This window comes from Maribacter sp. MS6, assembly GCF_056839185.1.
On the sequence record NZ_CM166389.1, the window covers coordinates 2636514 to 2653536 of the forward strand.

The 17023-nt window shown below is 39.5% G+C and carries 13 protein-coding genes; 7 read left to right on the forward strand and 6 right to left on the reverse strand.

Annotated features, from left to right (window positions below; all coding sequences use genetic code 11):
* Positions 1-54: 54 nt before the first annotated feature.
* The 5 genes from MS6x_RS11580 to panC are packed head-to-tail and all read right to left on the reverse strand — an operon-like array spanning position 55 to position 3608.
* Positions 55-216, reverse strand: coding sequence for a hypothetical protein (locus MS6x_RS11580; RefSeq protein ID WP_482602170.1), 162 nt, complete (start codon positions 214-216; stop codon positions 55-57).
* Positions 217-260: 44 nt separating this feature from the next.
* Positions 261-1403 carry an alpha/beta hydrolase gene (locus MS6x_RS11585; RefSeq protein ID WP_482602172.1) on the reverse strand — a complete coding sequence of 381 codons (1143 nt, stop codon included), beginning with the start codon at positions 1401-1403 and terminating at the stop codon, positions 261-263.
* 23 nt (positions 1404-1426) lie between these two features.
* On the reverse strand, positions 1427-2395 hold the full coding sequence (locus tag MS6x_RS11590; RefSeq protein WP_482602174.1) for a lysylphosphatidylglycerol synthase transmembrane domain-containing protein: 969 nt from the start codon (positions 2393-2395) through the stop codon (positions 1427-1429).
* Between the two features lie 3 nt (positions 2396-2398).
* Positions 2399-2749 carry an aspartate 1-decarboxylase gene (gene panD / locus MS6x_RS11595; RefSeq protein WP_482602176.1) on the reverse strand — a complete coding sequence of 117 codons (351 nt, stop codon included), beginning with the start codon at positions 2747-2749 and terminating at the stop codon, positions 2399-2401.
* A gap of 13 nt (positions 2750-2762) precedes the next feature.
* Positions 2763-3608 carry a pantoate--beta-alanine ligase gene (gene panC, locus MS6x_RS11600; protein ID WP_482602178.1) on the reverse strand — a complete coding sequence of 282 codons (846 nt, stop codon included), beginning with the start codon at positions 3606-3608 and terminating at the stop codon, positions 2763-2765.
* A 103-nt stretch (positions 3609-3711) separates the two neighbouring features.
* Between panC and MS6x_RS11605 the strand changes: the two genes are divergently transcribed.
* The 7 genes from MS6x_RS11605 to MS6x_RS11635 all read left to right on the forward strand — a co-directional run bounded on the left by MS6x_RS11605 (position 3712) and on the right by MS6x_RS11635 (position 15078).
* Positions 3712-4521 (forward strand): glycogen/starch synthase, encoded by an 810-nt coding sequence (locus MS6x_RS11605; RefSeq protein ID WP_482602180.1) that lies wholly within the window; start codon positions 3712-3714, stop codon positions 4519-4521.
* A 5-nt stretch (positions 4522-4526) separates the two neighbouring features.
* Complete coding sequence (locus tag MS6x_RS11610; RefSeq protein ID WP_482602182.1) at positions 4527-6425, forward strand: DUF4270 family protein; 1899 nt, start codon at positions 4527-4529, stop codon at positions 6423-6425.
* Positions 6426-6571: 146 nt separating this feature from the next.
* Positions 6572-8416: a glutamine--fructose-6-phosphate transaminase (isomerizing) gene (glmS, locus tag MS6x_RS11615; protein ID WP_482602184.1), complete on the forward strand. Its 1845-nt coding sequence runs from the start codon at positions 6572-6574 to the stop codon at positions 8414-8416.
* Between the two features lie 193 nt (positions 8417-8609).
* Positions 8610-11393, forward strand: coding sequence for a TonB-dependent receptor (locus MS6x_RS11620; protein WP_482602186.1), 2784 nt, complete (start codon positions 8610-8612; stop codon positions 11391-11393).
* 20 nt (positions 11394-11413) lie between these two features.
* Positions 11414-13048: a G-D-S-L family lipolytic protein gene (locus MS6x_RS11625; RefSeq protein ID WP_482602188.1), complete on the forward strand. Its 1635-nt coding sequence runs from the start codon at positions 11414-11416 to the stop codon at positions 13046-13048.
* Between the two features lie 167 nt (positions 13049-13215).
* Positions 13216-14724, forward strand: a complete 1509-nt coding sequence (gene atpD / locus MS6x_RS11630) for a F0F1 ATP synthase subunit beta (RefSeq protein WP_482602190.1) — start codon at positions 13216-13218, stop codon at positions 14722-14724.
* A 75-nt stretch (positions 14725-14799) separates the two neighbouring features.
* A complete protein-coding gene (locus tag MS6x_RS11635) occupies positions 14800-15078 on the forward strand; it encodes a F0F1 ATP synthase subunit delta/epsilon (protein WP_482602192.1) in 279 nt (92 codons plus the stop codon).
* A 104-nt stretch (positions 15079-15182) separates the two neighbouring features.
* On the opposite strand, the gene MS6x_RS11640 is transcribed toward MS6x_RS11635, so the two are convergent.
* Positions 15183-16982: a M61 family metallopeptidase gene (locus MS6x_RS11640; protein ID WP_482602194.1), complete on the reverse strand. Its 1800-nt coding sequence runs from the start codon at positions 16980-16982 to the stop codon at positions 15183-15185.
* Between the last annotated feature and the right edge of the window lie 41 nt (positions 16983-17023).

Genomic DNA, 17023 nt, shown 5'->3' on the forward strand with positions numbered 1-17023 from the left:
TAAAGGTAGCAAGAAGTTTGAATATGGCAGTTATATGTTACTTACAAAGACATCCTATTTCTTACTCTTGTGTAGTTCACTAAAGGCTATAAAAAACGAGGCCCATGCCATAAGAAGGGACAAGCCGTTGTAAACTAGCACAAATTCTCCTTTAAGTCCAAAATAGGTAAAAAGGATGCCCGAGACAATGAAGTACTTGGAGTCGATTTTTATCATAAGCGGTAGGTATTAAGATTTGGGATGCAGTCATCGGTGTAGGCTTAGTAGCCGAAATCGGCTTTAAGAGCGTCTATTTTTTCGAGAGCAAGATCTTTGGTCAGAAAATCTATCTCATCCATTAAAAAGGCTTTTTCAAAGGTTTTTAGGGCTTTTTTGGGTTCGCCCATTTGTTCGTAATATTCTGCTTCAAAATAAAAGCCCAACATGGTTTTTGGATATTGTTTCTTGCATAGGTCCGAGAGTGGTTTCAAGGATTCAAAATCCTCTTTCTTTCTACTGCCGGCATAAATAGCCATAATATCGTTCAGGGCTACAGGTTTGCTAAAACCAAAAAGGTCTTCTATATCTTGGTATTTGGATTCTAAGTAATTAAATACAGGTTCTTCTGATGTCAGAATCTGAGTCCTGTATTCATCTGGACTAATGGGTTTGAACATGCCAAAGATATTGTCAAAGGCCTTTCCCATACCATAGGTCGCAACAGATATATGGTCTGCATCTTCATAGTGATCAAAGAAGTAATGCAAATTTTCTTTCTTAATGGCTTTTATGCCTTTATCCATTGCTAATATGGCTTCCGTACTTTTGGTTTTTTCTCCTGATGTAATGAGCTGATAAAAGATTTGCTTATCAAAAACACCCAAACGACTAGGTACACGACTTTCCATTTCTGGCGCTAGGGTTGGAGAGATATTTATGTAGGCGTTAAACAGGGAGTTGTCCTTGAACAACCAATAATTTTGAAAGTTGGCGCTTATATCATACCCTACAATAATCTTAAAAGGTGCCGTACTGTAGTTGAGGTCTAAGTATGGGATTATCTCCATTCCTAAGAATTCAAAAAACTTTTTTGCTTTTTCTTTTGGCAGACCTGTTTCCGTATCAAATGCGCAATCCTCGAAACGGATATCATTTTTGCTTTGATCGATACCAACAACAATACTTTCTGGAGCACCATGAAATTTACTGTAAAACTTAGATGTGGCTACTACCTGTTCAAAAAGATATTCTGCATCTAATACTAGAATGAGGGGATATTTTTTAGTGTCATCAAGATTTTCAGGAAAATAGTAATGTACATCGCGTCGTTCCTGCAGTTTAAAGGATTCAAATATTTCTTGCGTGGTTTGGGCGCTGGAAAGGAAACCCAAGAAAAGGGTAGTAATTAATAAAATATGACGCATTTTGCAGTTTTCCAACAGTAGAATTACTGTTTGTTTCTGTTCAATAACGGTAATATCAGAAAAGATATTGCACCAAAAACAATGTTCATGAGCGTTTGTGCTATCCACATAATCCAACCAAATGCATCACCGTGCACTTCTTGTATACCAAACAGGGCTAATGCTTTGCTTACCAGTATGGGAAAAAGCCCAACACCACCATTGGTAGTAGCCATAGCAAATGCCCCAAAAACAAAGGCTACCAGAATTTCGCTTAATGTCAGTTCGGCCGTTGCCGGAACAGTGAATTTTATAACCCACATCATTCCAATATAGCAACTCCAAATAAATAGGGTATGAAATGCAAATGACCATTTACGTTTCATTTTAAAAATACTTAAAACCCCATCGAATAAACCCAAAACAAAGTTTTTGATTTTCAGCGCTATGCCGGATCTTGATTTTCTAATGAATAATATAAAAACTAAAAAGCCAATCAATCCAAGGCCCAATAGGATGAAAATGCCGTTGAGGTTAAGGCCGCGATCCATAAAAAAGCTGATGATTATATCGGTTTGAAGCAAAAGTGTAATCAATACCACGATAAGCAACATAAAAAGGTCAATTACCCGTTCCGTAACAATGGTGCCAAACCCTTTTTCGAACGGCACTCCTTCATAGGTTGCAAGTGCCGTTGCCCTCAAAATTTCACCCGTTCTAGGAACGCCTAAATTGGCCAAATAGGCCATGAAAATCATTAAAATATTATTGGCCAATTTTGGTTTATACCCTAAAGGTTCTAGAAGATAATTCCAACGTATGGCCCTTGATATATGACCTAAAAGACCAAGAAGGAGCGATAAGCTTACCCAAAAAATATCAGCTTCCTTAATATAAAATAAAATTTGCTCGCGATTGGACGGCGCAGTTTTGTAGTACCAATATAAAACCAAAAAAACACCGATAGCAATCGGAACAACTGTTTTAAGTGTCTTTTTTAAAGTGGTTGTCAAAATTTAGTTTAACAAGTTGTTTGCTTCGTTGGGAAACACCAGAGATGGATTAAAGGTCTTTGCTTTTTCCATGTCCATGGTACCATAGCATATGAGGATAAGTACATCGCCAACGGCAACTTTTCTAGAGGCGGCACCATTTAAAGTAATTTCACCACTTTTTCTTGGCCCAGGTATAGCGTATGTTTCTAATCGTTCGCCGTTATTGTTGTTGACAATCTGTACTTTTTCACCTCTAATAATATTTGCAGCGTCCATAAGGTCTTCGTCAATGGTAATACTGCCAATATAATTCAAATCGGCCCCAGTAACCTTTACACGGTGTATTTTGGATTTTACAACTTCAATTTGCATAGTTCAAAGGTATTTAATTAAGCGCTATATTATCTATTAGCCTCACGTCATCTGCAAAAACGGCTATGAACGCTCTATATTTTGTGTTTTTTATTTTTTGTTGAATAGGTGTTAACGTGGCAACATCGGTTATTTCAAAATACTCTAATTTAAAATTCGGATGTTTTCTATATTCCTCTGCCACCCATTCCCTTATTTTTATTGCATTTTCTATGCCAAATTTTTGTTTGGCAGTTTTAAGTGTTTCGAAAATAAAAGAGGCCTTTTTTCGTACTACGGGATTTAGTCTTTCGTTTCTGGAACTCATCGCCAAACCATGGGGTTCACGAACTATGGGGCACCCTATTATGTTAATAGGTAGTTTTTGTAGTTCAGTCAATTTCTCAATGATACGTAATTGTTGAAAATCCTTTTCTCCGAAATAAGCGTTTTCCGGTTCAATTAGGATAAAAAAAGCTTCCACTATGGTTCCTACTCCGTTAAAATGACCTCCTCTAAAGGCGCCCTCCATTACTTTTTCCAAGCCGTTAAATGCGTAGGTTTTTGATTCTGTGGCAGTATTGTAAATCTCGGCTACAGAAGGAGCAAAGACAATGATTTCTGGCGAAATATTTTTGATTAATGCAATATCCTCCGTTAATGTCTTAGGATATTTTATAAGGTCTTCCGGATTATTGAATTGAGTGGGGTTAACAAAGATACTCACCACTACGTATTCGTTTTCCGCAACAGCTTTTTCTATTAGTGATGCATGGCCTAAATGCAATGCGCCCATTGTGGGAACAAGACCTAAACTACCAGTTTTTTTTAAGCTTCTTAATTTGTTGTGAAGCGCTTTTTTTGTTTTTATAGGTACCATGTAAAAGTGTCATTGGCGAGCAAACTTACTATAAATACTGGTAATCTCTATATTTTTTGTAATTTTGCATTCGCCTTTGCGCAAAAAATTAAAAACAACTTTTATGAATGGTAAAAAGATATTGTTTGTATCTTCTGAATTAGTACCCTATCTACCAGAAAACGAAGTTTCACTAATGTCTTACGAAACGCCGAGAATGGTCAATAGCAATGGGGGTCAGATTAGGATTTTTATGCCAAGATATGGCAATATCAATGAAAGGCGGCACCAACTACATGAAGTAATTCGCTTGTCAGGGATGAATCTGGTCATCAATGACATGGACATGCCTTTGATTATTAAAGTGGCATCTATTCCAAAAGAACGAATACAAGTATATTTTATTGATAACGACGAGTACTTCAAAAGAAAGGCAACATTTACCGACAAAGAAGGGAACCTCTTTCCAGACAACGACCAACGTGCTATCTTTTTTGCAAAAGGCGTCATGGAAACGGTTAAAAAATTAAATTGGTCTCCAGATATTATCCACGTGCATGGTTGGATGGCAAGCTTGTTGCCTCTATATCTAAAAAAGTACTATGCGGACGAACCACTTTTCGCAGACAGTAAAATAGTTTTGTCCGTATACGGTAAAACCTTTGAAGGGGAGCTTGATAAGGACATGTTAAAGAAGATAACTTTTGATGGAATTCCTGAAGACGAGATTAAATCTTTGGGTACCCCTACCTATAATAATTTGTTAAAAGTAGCTGTTGATTTTTCAGATGCAGTTATTTTAGCCTCGGAAGATATTCCCGAAGAATTAAATTCTCATATTGCCAACCTTCAAAAACCAGTATTGTCCTATGTTCCTGTGCAAGAGTTCGAGGAAGCGTATGCCAATTTTTATAACACTGAAGTTTTAAAATAATCTGAATGAATTTTTTTAAGAAATGCACTTTTCCCATCGTTTTGGGTCTTGCGCTAACTGTGGGGTTTTTTAGCTCCTGTGAAGAAGATTTAACCACAATCGGTGCCGGTGTTGTTGGAGCCGAGGCTTTTACTACCGGCAAAGAGGTTTATGATGTTTTTACCTACAACAAGAACATAAAAGCTATAAGGACCAATAAGCTTCCGTTATACCAATTAGGTAGATATGACCATGGCGTATACGGCAGTACAACGGGGAGTATAACTTCACAACTTCAGTTATCCACACCCAATCCTATTTTTGGCACGTTTACACAAAGCACCGAGGATACCGCTGATTCAGATGAATCAATTAGCACTATTGAAGAGAATGAGACTGTTAAGGAAGTATATTTGTATATTCCTTATTTAACAGTTGCTTCACGTGATACTGACAGTGATGGCGTAGACGATGCGTTTGATTCATTACCTGAAGATCCGGAAAATGACAGTGATGGAGATGGGGTTTCTAATCGACTGGAGCGTGCAGCAAACACGGATCCACTGGATAGTCAGAGTATTGACGCAGATGGCAATGGTTTAAACGATACGGACGACAAGCCTATTGTAGCTAATAATTTTGCTAAACGTTTGGAGCTAGATAGTATCTATGGGGCCATTGATGCTGCGTTTAAACTAAAAGTAGAGCGCAGCACTTTTTTTCTTAGGGATTTAGACCCGAACACAAACTTTCAAGAAGCTCAAGCTTACTTTTCTTCCCAAGAATTTTCACCAAACTTTGTTTCGGATGTTTTGTACGATTCCGAGATTTCTGGAGAGTTATTTATTGATGATAAGGAAATCCTAATAGCGCGCGAGGATAACGAAACGACCGAAGATGTAGATGAATCATTATCGTTTCGTAAACTTAACCCGGGAATAAGGATTCCCTTGAATAAGGAATTTTTTCAAGACAATTTATTGGATATGGAAGGGAGTACGGAACTCTTTAGTCAGTCTAATTTTAGCGCCTTTTTAAGAGGTATTCACTTATCGTTAGATAGTACAGTTCCAGAAGGTTTAATGCTATTGTTGAATTTAAGAGCGGCTAACATCGAGGTTACCTACACGCATGATTCTTATAATACTAATGGAACAGTTGCAGATATTTCGGACGATACTATTGATGTATTGGAAAAGAGCTACCTCCTCAACTTGATAACCCAAAATCCTCAAACAGGAGCAATACTTGGTAACGCCATCAACACATTTATAAATGATGAGTATCCTTCGAGTATAACAGAAAGACTGGATACCAATGAACCTACGTCTAGGATATATCTAAAGGGTGGTGCTGGAACATTTGCTGAAATAGATCTTTTTGAAATAGGAAACGGTAGAGATGCCATCAATCAAATAAAAGCGGAAAATTGGATCATAAATGAAGCTAATTTGGTTTTTTATGTGGATAGAGATCAGCTGAATATGGTTGGAGGTATTATTGAGCCGCCTAGATTATATCTTTATAATTCTGAGACTAATGCCCCTCTCTTTAACCCATTCACAGATCCTGGGCCTGCACAAACAGACCCTTTTCCATTATTGACTGCTTACCCTAATTACGACGGGGTATTGGAAAAATCTGGAGACGAAGGAGTTAAATATTCGGTTAAGATTACTGATTACATTAATAATTTGGTATTGAGGGATTCAACCAACGTAACGCTGGGCTTAACCCTAACCACCGATGTCAGAACTACTGGAGCTAATAATGCTATGCTTGCAAATGGCGAGGAACGATTAATTCCTGTAACTTCAAATTTAACTCCTTTGGGGACTGTACTGTTTGGAAGTAATATCCCTGTCACAGATCCAGATTTCGACAAACGAATACGGTTAGAAATATCGTATACTAAAGTAGACTAGTATTTCTTTTTCGGACTTTTTAGCCATCGTGTATACCACTTTATAGAATAAACACGTTTTATATCTGCAAATGGGTATGAAATGTTAGGCAATCACCTAGTTTTGCGTAAGAATTTACAACACAAACCATAAAATAGTTTAAGAATATGTGCGGAATCGTAGGTTATATAGGTCATAGGGAAGCTTTTCCTATTATTATTAAGGGATTACAGCGCCTAGAATATAGAGGTTATGACAGTGCAGGCATCGCCTTGTTCGATGGCAACGATATCAACCTTGCCAAAACCAAAGGAAAAGTTGAAGATTTAAATAATAAGACGAAGGAAATTTCTCAAAAGGGAAGTTTGGGAATTGGCCATACCCGTTGGGCTACCCATGGTGTGCCCAATGATGTAAATTCCCATCCACATTATTCCAATTCCGGCGACTTGGTTATTATCCACAACGGAATTATTGAAAACTACGAATCTATTAAGAAGGAACTCTCCAAAAGAGGATATGTTTTTCATTCGGATACCGACACAGAAGTTTTGGTAAATCTCATAGAAGAAGTCAAAAAAACCGAGGACGTAATGCTTGGCAAGGCGGTTCAGATTGCATTGAACCAAGTAGTTGGCGCCTATGCCATAGCTGTTTTCGATAAAAGAAAACCTGATGAGATTGTGGTTGCCAAGTTGGGAAGCCCCTTAGCTATTGGAATTGGCGAGGATGAATTTTTTATTGCGTCGGATGCTTCCCCTTTTATTGAGTTTACAAACAATGCAGTGTACTTGGAAGATGAGGAAATGGCGATCATACGACTTGGTAAAGAGATTAAGCTAAGAAAGATTAAGGATGATGCCGTAGCCTATCCAAGGATTCTGGAATTGCAGATGAATTTGGAGGAAATAGAAAAAGGGGGTTACGAGCATTTCATGTTAAAAGAGATATACGAGCAACCCAGGGCGATAAAAGATACCTATAGAGGAAGACTGCTCGCTGATCAGGGATTGATTAGAATGGCCGGAATTGATCAGAATTTGGAGAAATTTACGAACGCTAATCGCATAATCATAGTTGCCTGTGGCACCTCTTGGCATGCCGGTCTAGTAGCGGAATATATTTTTGAAGACCTTGCCAGAATACCGGTCGAAGTCGAATATGCATCAGAGTTTAGATACAGAAATCCTGTAATTACGGATAAAGATGTTTTAATCGCCATATCACAATCAGGTGAAACGGCAGACACCTTGGCCGCCATTAAGCTAGCCAAGGAAAGAGGGGCTTTTGTATTTGGTGTTTGCAATGTGGTAGGTTCTTCTATAGCAAGGGAATCGGATGCAGGAGCATACACTCATGCAGGTCCGGAAATCGGTGTTGCTTCTACCAAAGCCTTTACTACGCAGATTACTGTTTTAACTTTGATTGCGTTAAAATTGGCGAAAGCAAAAGGAATATTTTCTGAAAGCAAATTTCATGAGTATTTATCTGAATTAGAGACTATCCCGGCTAAGGTTGAAAAAGCACTAGAATCTAATCCGTTGATAGAGATTATATCCGATGTATATAAGGACTCTACCAATTGTTTGTATTTAGGGAGGGGGTATAACTTTCCTGTAGCATTGGAAGGTGCTTTAAAGTTAAAGGAAATCAGCTACATTCATGCGGAAGGGTATCCCGCCGCAGAAATGAAGCACGGCCCTATTGCTTTGATCGATGAACATATGCCTGTTTTTGTAATAGCCACCAAAAAAGGACATTATGAAAAAGTCGTTAGTAATATTCAGGAAATAAAATCTAGGAAGGGTAAAATAATAGCCATTGTAACAGAAGGCGATGAGCAAGTTAGAGATCTTGCCGATCATGTAATCGAAGTGCCTGAAACTTTGGAAAGTCTTACGCCGCTTTTGACGACAATTCCTTTGCAATTGTTATCGTACCATATCGCGGTAATGAGAGGGTGTAACGTAGATCAGCCTCGAAATTTAGCAAAGTCGGTTACAGTAGAATAAAAATTTAAAAAAAATAGTGTTAAAAAGAGGTCCTTACTGTTAGGGACCTCTTTCTTCTTTTATGAAATTCATAAAAGAAGTAGTCTTATTTTGCCATAGTAATACTATGCATGCATAATTTTTTTTGTTTTGTTATTATGCGTTTAAAATAATCTGTATCTTCATCCCAACTAATTTAAACTCAAATAAAAGAATGAAAACGATACAGTTTTTAGCATTGATGTTGTTTGGAGTATTTGGATTCTCTCAAACGACTATTAGTGGAACCGTTGTTGATGAAAACAACCAGCCTATTCCAGCGGCCAATATTGTAATTGCTGGGACCACAATAGGTACCACCGCAGATTTTGACGGTAATTTTGTTTTAGAAACCTCAGAAGCTCCCCCCTTTACAATTGTTATTTCCAGTTTAGGGTATTCAGAAGTACGTGAAAACATAACTACTCCAAATCAAACGGTAAATGTAGTGCTACAGGAGGCGCAGACATTCTTGGACGAGGTAGTGTTGTCTGCTTCCAGAACGCCTGAACGTATTTTCGAATCCCCTGTAACGGTGGAGCGTATTGGCCTTGAAGCTATCAAGAATACTGCTTCTGCAGACTTCTATGGTAGTTTAGAAAATTTGAAAGGTGTTGATGTAAACACTAACAGTTTAACCTTTAAATCTGTAAACACCAGAGGTTTTGCCACCTTTGCCAACACGCGTTTTATGCAATTGGTAGACGGTATGGACAATTCTACGCCGGCCTTGAACTTCCCCATTGGGAACTTGGCAGGTTTGATAGAGCCAGACGTGTTGAGTGTGGAATTATTGCCGGGTGCAGCTTCTGCGCTGTATGGTGCAAATGCTTTTAACGGAATTCTTTTTATGCGTAGTAAAAGTCCTTTTGATTACCAAGGGATAAGTGCTTCTGTAAAGCAGGGAGTTACTTCGCAAGAGGCAGCAGGAACCAACTCCTATACCGACGTTGGTATTAGGGCCGCGCACAAGTTTAGCGATAAATTTGCCGTAAAATGGAACTTTGGATATTTGGATGGTACCGATTGGGCCGCTACTAGTGAAGTAGATCGATTCAATCCTGGACAAACCAGGGCAGATTTGGACTATGATGGCACAAACGTGTATGGCGATTTGGTTTCTACCAATATTAAAGGAGTAGCTGTCACCCTAGAGGGTTTGGGGGTTTTGCCAGCGGGCGCCAATGCTTTAGTCCCTTCGGTAAATGTAAGTAGAACTGGGTATAATGAACGTGATTTGACAGATTATACAGCCAGAAGTATCAAATCGGATTGGGGCCTTTATTACCGTCCCATTGAAGGGAATAGTCTAGAATTGTCCTATGTAGGAAAAGTGGGAACGGGTAATACCATTTACCAAGGTACTAACCGATATAACATCCGGAACTTTTTTCAGGAGCAGCATAAGATTGAGATTAAGAACGATAACTTCTTTGTTAGGGGATATATGGTAGGAGACAAGGCAGGTGATTCGTATGACATGGTCTTTACTGCGGTAAACATTAATCGTTCATGGAAGGGTGACCAACAGTGGTTTGGAGAATATACAGGGGCATTCGTTCAGGCCACGTTAGGGGGTGCCACAGAAGCGCAGGCACATGCCGCAGCTAGAGCACAAGCCGAGACGGGACGCTTATTACCTGGAACCCCCGAATTTCAGGCCGCATTTGACCGCGTAACACAAGATCCTGATTTGACTACAGGTTCCAGATTTGCAGATGCATCAAAATACTACCACGCGGATGCAAATTATAACTTTGGGCATTTGTGGGATTGGGCCGAAGTACAGGTGGGAGGTTCCTTTCGCGAATTTCAGCTAAATTCCTTTGGCACTATTTATACCGATGTAGATGGACCTATTGAATATAATGAGTTTGGATTGTATACGCAGATTCAAAAAAACATTGAATTGGCAGGAGAACAAAGCTTAAAGCTTACCGGATCGGTGCGTTACGATAAAAATGAATTTTTTGATGGATTCTTTTCACCTAGGATATCCGCAGGATATACCATTAATAGAAACCATAATGTTAGAGCCTCTGTACAAACAGGTTTTAGAAACCCAACCACACAGGATTTGTTCATTGGCCTTAATGCAGGTAGAGCTATTTTGGTGGGTGCCGCACCCGATAACTTGGACCGCTATACCGATTCCTACGATGTGAGTGGTGGAGGGCAGTTGTTAGGACAACCGGCCACCATTACACAGACCGGTAGGGCGGCCTATGAAAATTCTTTTTCAGCAGCTTCGTTACAACGCTTTGCTGCAAGTGGAAACCCTGCAGATATTGAAGTGGGTAATCCTAGCGTAGTTCAGCCAGAACAGGTCACCTCTTATGAGATAGGCTACCGTGGAAAAGTAGATAAATTGGTTATAGATTTTAGTACCTATTTCAATCAATATCAAGATTTTCTTTCTCCCGAGAACGTTGTTGCGCCGTTGTATGGTACAGTTGGCGACAACTCACTTTCTTTGGCTGCTTTAGCCAACGACGATACAGTAGTATACCAAGCCTATACGAATTCTGATGCCGATATAGCTTCTTACGGGGCTTCCTTAGGATTAAGCGCCAAGGTATTCGGTGATTTTGATTTAAGTGGTAGTTATACCTTCACAAAACTGGATTTTGACCGTGCGGCAAATCCTGATTTTCAGGTACAGTTCAATACGCCGGAACATCAGTTTAAGGCATCCTTTGGAAATGACGAGTTGTTCAATAACTTTGGCTTTAATGTAAACTATCGTTTCAGTGATGATTACTACTGGGAGGCAACCTTTGGTAACGGAATCATACCTGAATTTCATGTAGTGGACGCGCAAATAAACTACCGTGTTCCTAGTATCAAATCTACCTTTAAGGTAGGTGGTAATAACTTATTGGGTGATGAATACTTTACGGCATTCGGAACTGGCTTCATAGGTTCTATTTACTATGTGTCTTGGATTATCAACAACTAAAAAATCAAATCATATTTGACATGAAAAATTTTAAATATATATTTTTTGCTTCCTCACTGATTTTCTTGACGAATTGCAACGACCCTGAGGATGTAGACTTAGATCCGATTATAGAAGAAGTCTTGCCAGATTTAACTGCTGGTTCTGCTGATTTTTCTAATTATGTTGCGTTAGGTAACTCGCTTACTGCTGGCTTTACGGACGGGGCGCTTTTTATAGCTTCTCAAGAGAATTCCTTGCCAAATATTTTGTCACAGAAATTTGCCTTGGCCGGTGGAGGTGCTTTTACCCAGCCTTTGACAAACGATAATTTTGGTGGTCTTGCTGCAGGTGGAGCACGTATACAGAGTCCTAGACTTGTTTTTGGTGGTGCTGGTCCAGTTCCATTGGAGAGTATTATCGGTAATGTAACGGTTACTACGGATATCGTTTTAAATAATCCAACAGGGCCTTTCAATAATATGGGTGTACCTGGTGCCAAAAGTTTTCATTTACTTTTTGATGGGTATGGTAATCCTGCAAATTTAGCCTTGCCCGTACCACTGGCCAATCCATTCTTTGTGCGAATGGCTTCTAGTCCTACGGCAACAATGCTGAATGATGCTCTTGTTCAAGCGCCAACCTTCTTTTCGTTATGGATTGGAAACAATGATGTTTTAGGCTATGCTACCACTGGTGGTGATGGTACGAATCCTATAACGCCGGTGGATGGTCCTCCAGGAGTTGGCTTTACAAATACGTATAATGCCTTGATTGGTGCATTAAGTGCCAATGGTACAGGTGGCGTGGTCGCCAATATACCTAATGTAACCGATGTGCCTCATTTTACAACGGTACCTCATAACCCTTTAGAGCTTACTAACGAAGACTTTGCAGCTCAAATACCCACGTTAAATGGGATTTTTGGTCAATTGAATCAAGTTTATGCATTTTTAGGAGTTCCGGAACGTTCTATTGTTTTTTCTACGACCGCGGATAGCGAAGTGGTAATTAAAGATGAAACCTTACCCGATTTGTCCGCCCAGATTGCAGGGGTACTATTGCAAAGTCCAACATTCCCTGCCTTTGTGCAATCTTTTGGTTTGCCAGCGCAAGCGGCACCTTTAGTTGCCGGATTATTGGGAAGTACCTATGGACAAACGAGAGAAGCTACCCCCGAAGATTTATTTGTTTTGCCTTCTGCTTCGGTAATTGGCACAGTGAATTTGGAAGTAGCAGGTGCGTTAGCAGCACAAGGATTGCCAGCAGGGTTAGCTGGGCAGTTTGCTGTAGAAGGTATCTCATTGCCATTGGAAGACAAATGGGTGTTGCTGCCTAGTGAACAAGAAGAAATTGCAGTAGCAACTGCTGCTTTTAATAATGTCATTGAGGCGGCTGCCAGTGCGGCAGGTTTGGCTTTTGTTGATGCGAACGCTCTTTTAAACCAACTCGCGGATAGTGGCATTACCAGTGGGCAGTATACCATAGCCTCTAATTTGGTTACGGGGAGCGCTTTTTCTTTAGATGGTATACACCCAACAGCTAGAGGATACGCATTTATAGCGAACGAATTTATGAAGTCGATAGATGCTACCTATGGCAGTAATTTTGAAGCATCAGGTAATTTTGTGAATATTGGTAATTATCCAACGAATTATTCTCCTGCACTGCAATAGAAGCTATTGAATCAAAACATATTTTTAAGGCGCCCATAGGGCGCCTTTCTTGTTTTTAAAAAAGCCAAAAAAACAGTTTTGGTTTAAATTGAAAACACATATCTTTGCAGCCTGAAAATGACAGCATTTTCAAGCTTAGTTTAAACGAATATATAAACAGAATAGTAATGTCAAAAGTTACAGGTAAAGTTTCGCAAATCATTGGCCCCGTGGTTGATGTAGAGTTTCAATCAGGAGCAGACCTTCCAAAAATATATGATTCTTTGGAAATCGTCAATAAGGACAAGTCCATATTGGTATTGGAGGTACAGTCTCATGTTGGGGAGAATACAGTACGGACCATATCTATGGATTCTACTGATGGTCTAAGCAGAGGGACTGAAGTTGTTGCCACTGGAGCTGCGATACAAATGCCCGTAGGGGACGATGTATATGGTCGTTTATTTAACGTAATCGGAGATGCTATCGATGGTTTGGGTGATTTACCTAAAGCTGGCAAGGATGGACTACCAATTCACCGTGAAGCACCAAAATTTGAGGATTTAACAACTTCTACAGAAGTCTTGTTCACGGGTATCAAGGTAATTGATTTAATTGAGCCCTATGCAAAAGGAGGTAAGATTGGATTGTTCGGTGGTGCAGGTGTTGGTAAAACGGTACTAATTCAAGAGCTGATTAATAACATTGCTAAAGGTCACGGTGGTCTTTCTGTATTCGCAGGAGTAGGGGAACGGACTCGTGAAGGAAACGATTTACTTCGTGAGATGTTAGAGTCGGGTATTATAAAATATGGAGACGATTTCATGCATTCTATGGAAGAAGGCGGATGGGATTTATCTAAAGTAGATAAAGAAGCGATGAAAGGCTCTAAAGCTACCTTCGTTTTTGGACAAATGAACGAACCACCAGGAGCACGTGCACGTGTTGCCCTTTCTGGATTGACTATTGCAGAGTTTTTCCGTGATGGTGCTGGTGAAGGTCAAGGAAAAGATGTATTATTCTTTGTAGATAACATATTCCGTTTTACACAAGCAGGATCAGAGGTATCGGCACTTTTAGGTCGTATGCCATCAGCGGTAGGATATCAACCAACTCTGGCAACGGAGATGGGCGCCATGCAAGAGCGTATCACATCAACAAAGAGAGGTTCTATTACATCTGTACAGGCGGTTTACGTACCTGCGGATGATTTAACGGATCCGGCACCGGCAACTACGTTTGCTCACTTGGATGCCACAACGGTTTTATCCCGTAAGATTGCTGAGCTAGGTATTTATCCAGCGGTAGATCCTTTGGATTCTACATCGAGAATTTTAACAGCAGAGATTTTAGGTAAAGATCACTACGCATGTGCTCAAAGAGTGAAAGAGTTGTTACAACGATATAAAGAGTTACAGGATATCATTGCCATCCTTGGTATGGAAGAATTATCCGAAGAAGATAAGTTAGCTGTAGGTAGAGCAAGACGTGTACAACGTTTCTTGTCTCAACCTTTCCACGTAGCGGAGCAGTTTACAGGTCTTAAAGGTGTTCTTGTTGATATCAAGGAAACTATCAAAGGCTTTAATATGATTATGGATGGTGAGCTTGATCATTTACCAGAATCAGCTTTTAATCTTAAAGGAACTATCGAGGAAGCTATTGAAGCGGGTGAGAAAATGTTGGCCGAAGCTTAAATTTTAGTAATAAGTGCAAAGTAATGAGTATGTAGTACTTTTTACTTTTTACTAGTTACTTAATACTATAAGAAAATGTATTTAGAAATCGTATCGCCAGAAGCAACCTTATTTGCAGGAGAAGTCAAATCGGTAACCGTTCCAGGAATTAATGGGGAGTTTCAAATGTTACAGGGCCATGCACCTATAGTTTCCTTGTTGCAAAAAGGGAAAGTAAAGGTTGAGGGTAATGTGATTATTGAAGAAGAGCACGAGGACAAGTTTACGAAAGATGCTAATGGTAAAACTATATTGGCAATTTCAAGCGGTACCATTGAATTAAAAGACAATAAAGTAATCGTGTTGGCTGATTAAATCTGCCTCATGTTCACAACAATCAAAAAAAGCCATACATTATGTATGGCTTTTTTTGATGAATTTTAGTGAGAGATAAAAACGTTATTTGAATGCGCTAACTTTTAATAATCTCTTTTTAACCATGCAGTTCTCTTTTGAAGGGTTTTTTTACTGGGTGTTTTCCCTTCTTTTTCCATTAGTGTTATTTTGTATTCAGGGTCTGTCTCCAATATGACCAGTGTACTCTTTTTGACACCATAACGCTCAAATGCGAGGTTCAGCGTATCCCCTATTTTTTGAGTTTTGATAAAAGCATCAAAAGACTGCTCGTTAGGAAAAGGGCTATTGTTAATGCTACTTAAGATGTCTCCCTTATCTAAACCGGCACTGTAGGCCGGACTTCCAATGTTGGGATTGCTAACAAGAACACCATTCAACTCATCATTTATTTTTACCGCAGCACCAAAGTAGGCCAGGTCTGTATTTTGTTTTAAGAGGACTCCATGTGAGGCAAGAAGTTCTTTGTAGTCGGGCATTCCACTACTGTGGATGTATGTGTTGAAAAAGTCATCTCCAAAATTATTTCCAGCGTAAGTATTTAAACTTCCTTGAAGGTCCGCTATAGTATACGGTGTTTCGCCCTTGCCATAAGTATTCCAGACTAACTTCATATAATCATCAAGATTTAACCCCTTTTCTCTTAGGGATAAGTCTAGCGCTAAGCCAAGGACACTGCCATAGGAGTAATACGAAATAAATGTATTTTCCCTATTTACAGGATCTACGGAAGTTGCTGCATCTACAAAGGGTGCCTGAAAGCTCATTTCAATAGGATTGAAGAATTGCCTTGCTGGGGAATTCCAAACATAGTTAAAGGTTCCTGACAAACCTTCTACATATTCCTCAGCAGAAATAAGTCCGGCTCTACAAAGAATAAGATTGGTGTAATAGCTGGTAAAACCTTCGGCAAACCAAAGCGCTCCGCTCATATTTGCGGCACCAAAATTGAAGGGTTCCAAAGATTTGGGACGAATACGTTCTACGTTCCAGGCATGAAAGAATTCGTGGGATACCGTACCTATATTTCGGTCCATACCACCTTCAGCTAAACTTCGAGTACTGGTTAGGATAGTAGAGTTTCTATGCTCCATACCGTCACCCGAGGCATTGGGAATATAACATGCTAAAAAGGTATAGGAGCCATAATCAAAATTGGGTAATTCACCGTATACTTTTTCTTGTTCCAATACAACTTTTTTGACTTTTTCAAAATAGGTGTTTAATTCTTCGGCAGTACCATTGTGGTGTAGCGCTAAACGTACGTTCTGCCCATTTACATCGAATTCCTGTAATCCAAAGTTGCTTATTTCCGTAGGGGAATCCATAAAATAATACAGGTTGGGAGCAGAATATGTAGTACCAGAAACAAGGGGTAATTGGGTAGCGATCTTCCAATTTAAGTCCTCTCTAACCTTATAATCCACTTCTATTTTCCTGTCTTTCAAAGCGGGTGCATACATAAACGTTGCCGGGATGTTTAAGTGTGCATGGGTTTCATCTATTTGTGAGTAGGTTCCATCACCACGGTTTCCAAAGAGGGTATATGCAATATTTACAGTGCCGTTGTGATTATAAACAAACCAAGAGTACGGGTCTTTTCTATATATTTTTAAAGGGTCTCCTTTACCATCCGTTGCTATAAAATTGTATACATTTTTTGCAAATTCATGCAATGCATAACGGCCGGGAGAAGAACGGCTCATACGCACCTCCAGAGTATCGCTAATGACGTTTGGGAAATTGACTGTTATGTTGGCTTCATGGTGTGCTGCATTCTCAAACGAAATACTGTAGGTATTGGTTTGTGCTACCAGGGATAAAACAGATAAAAAAAGTACAGGAATAAATAGTAAAGATCGCATGGAAATAATTTTTGGCTAAGATACTAAAGCCCTATGATTTA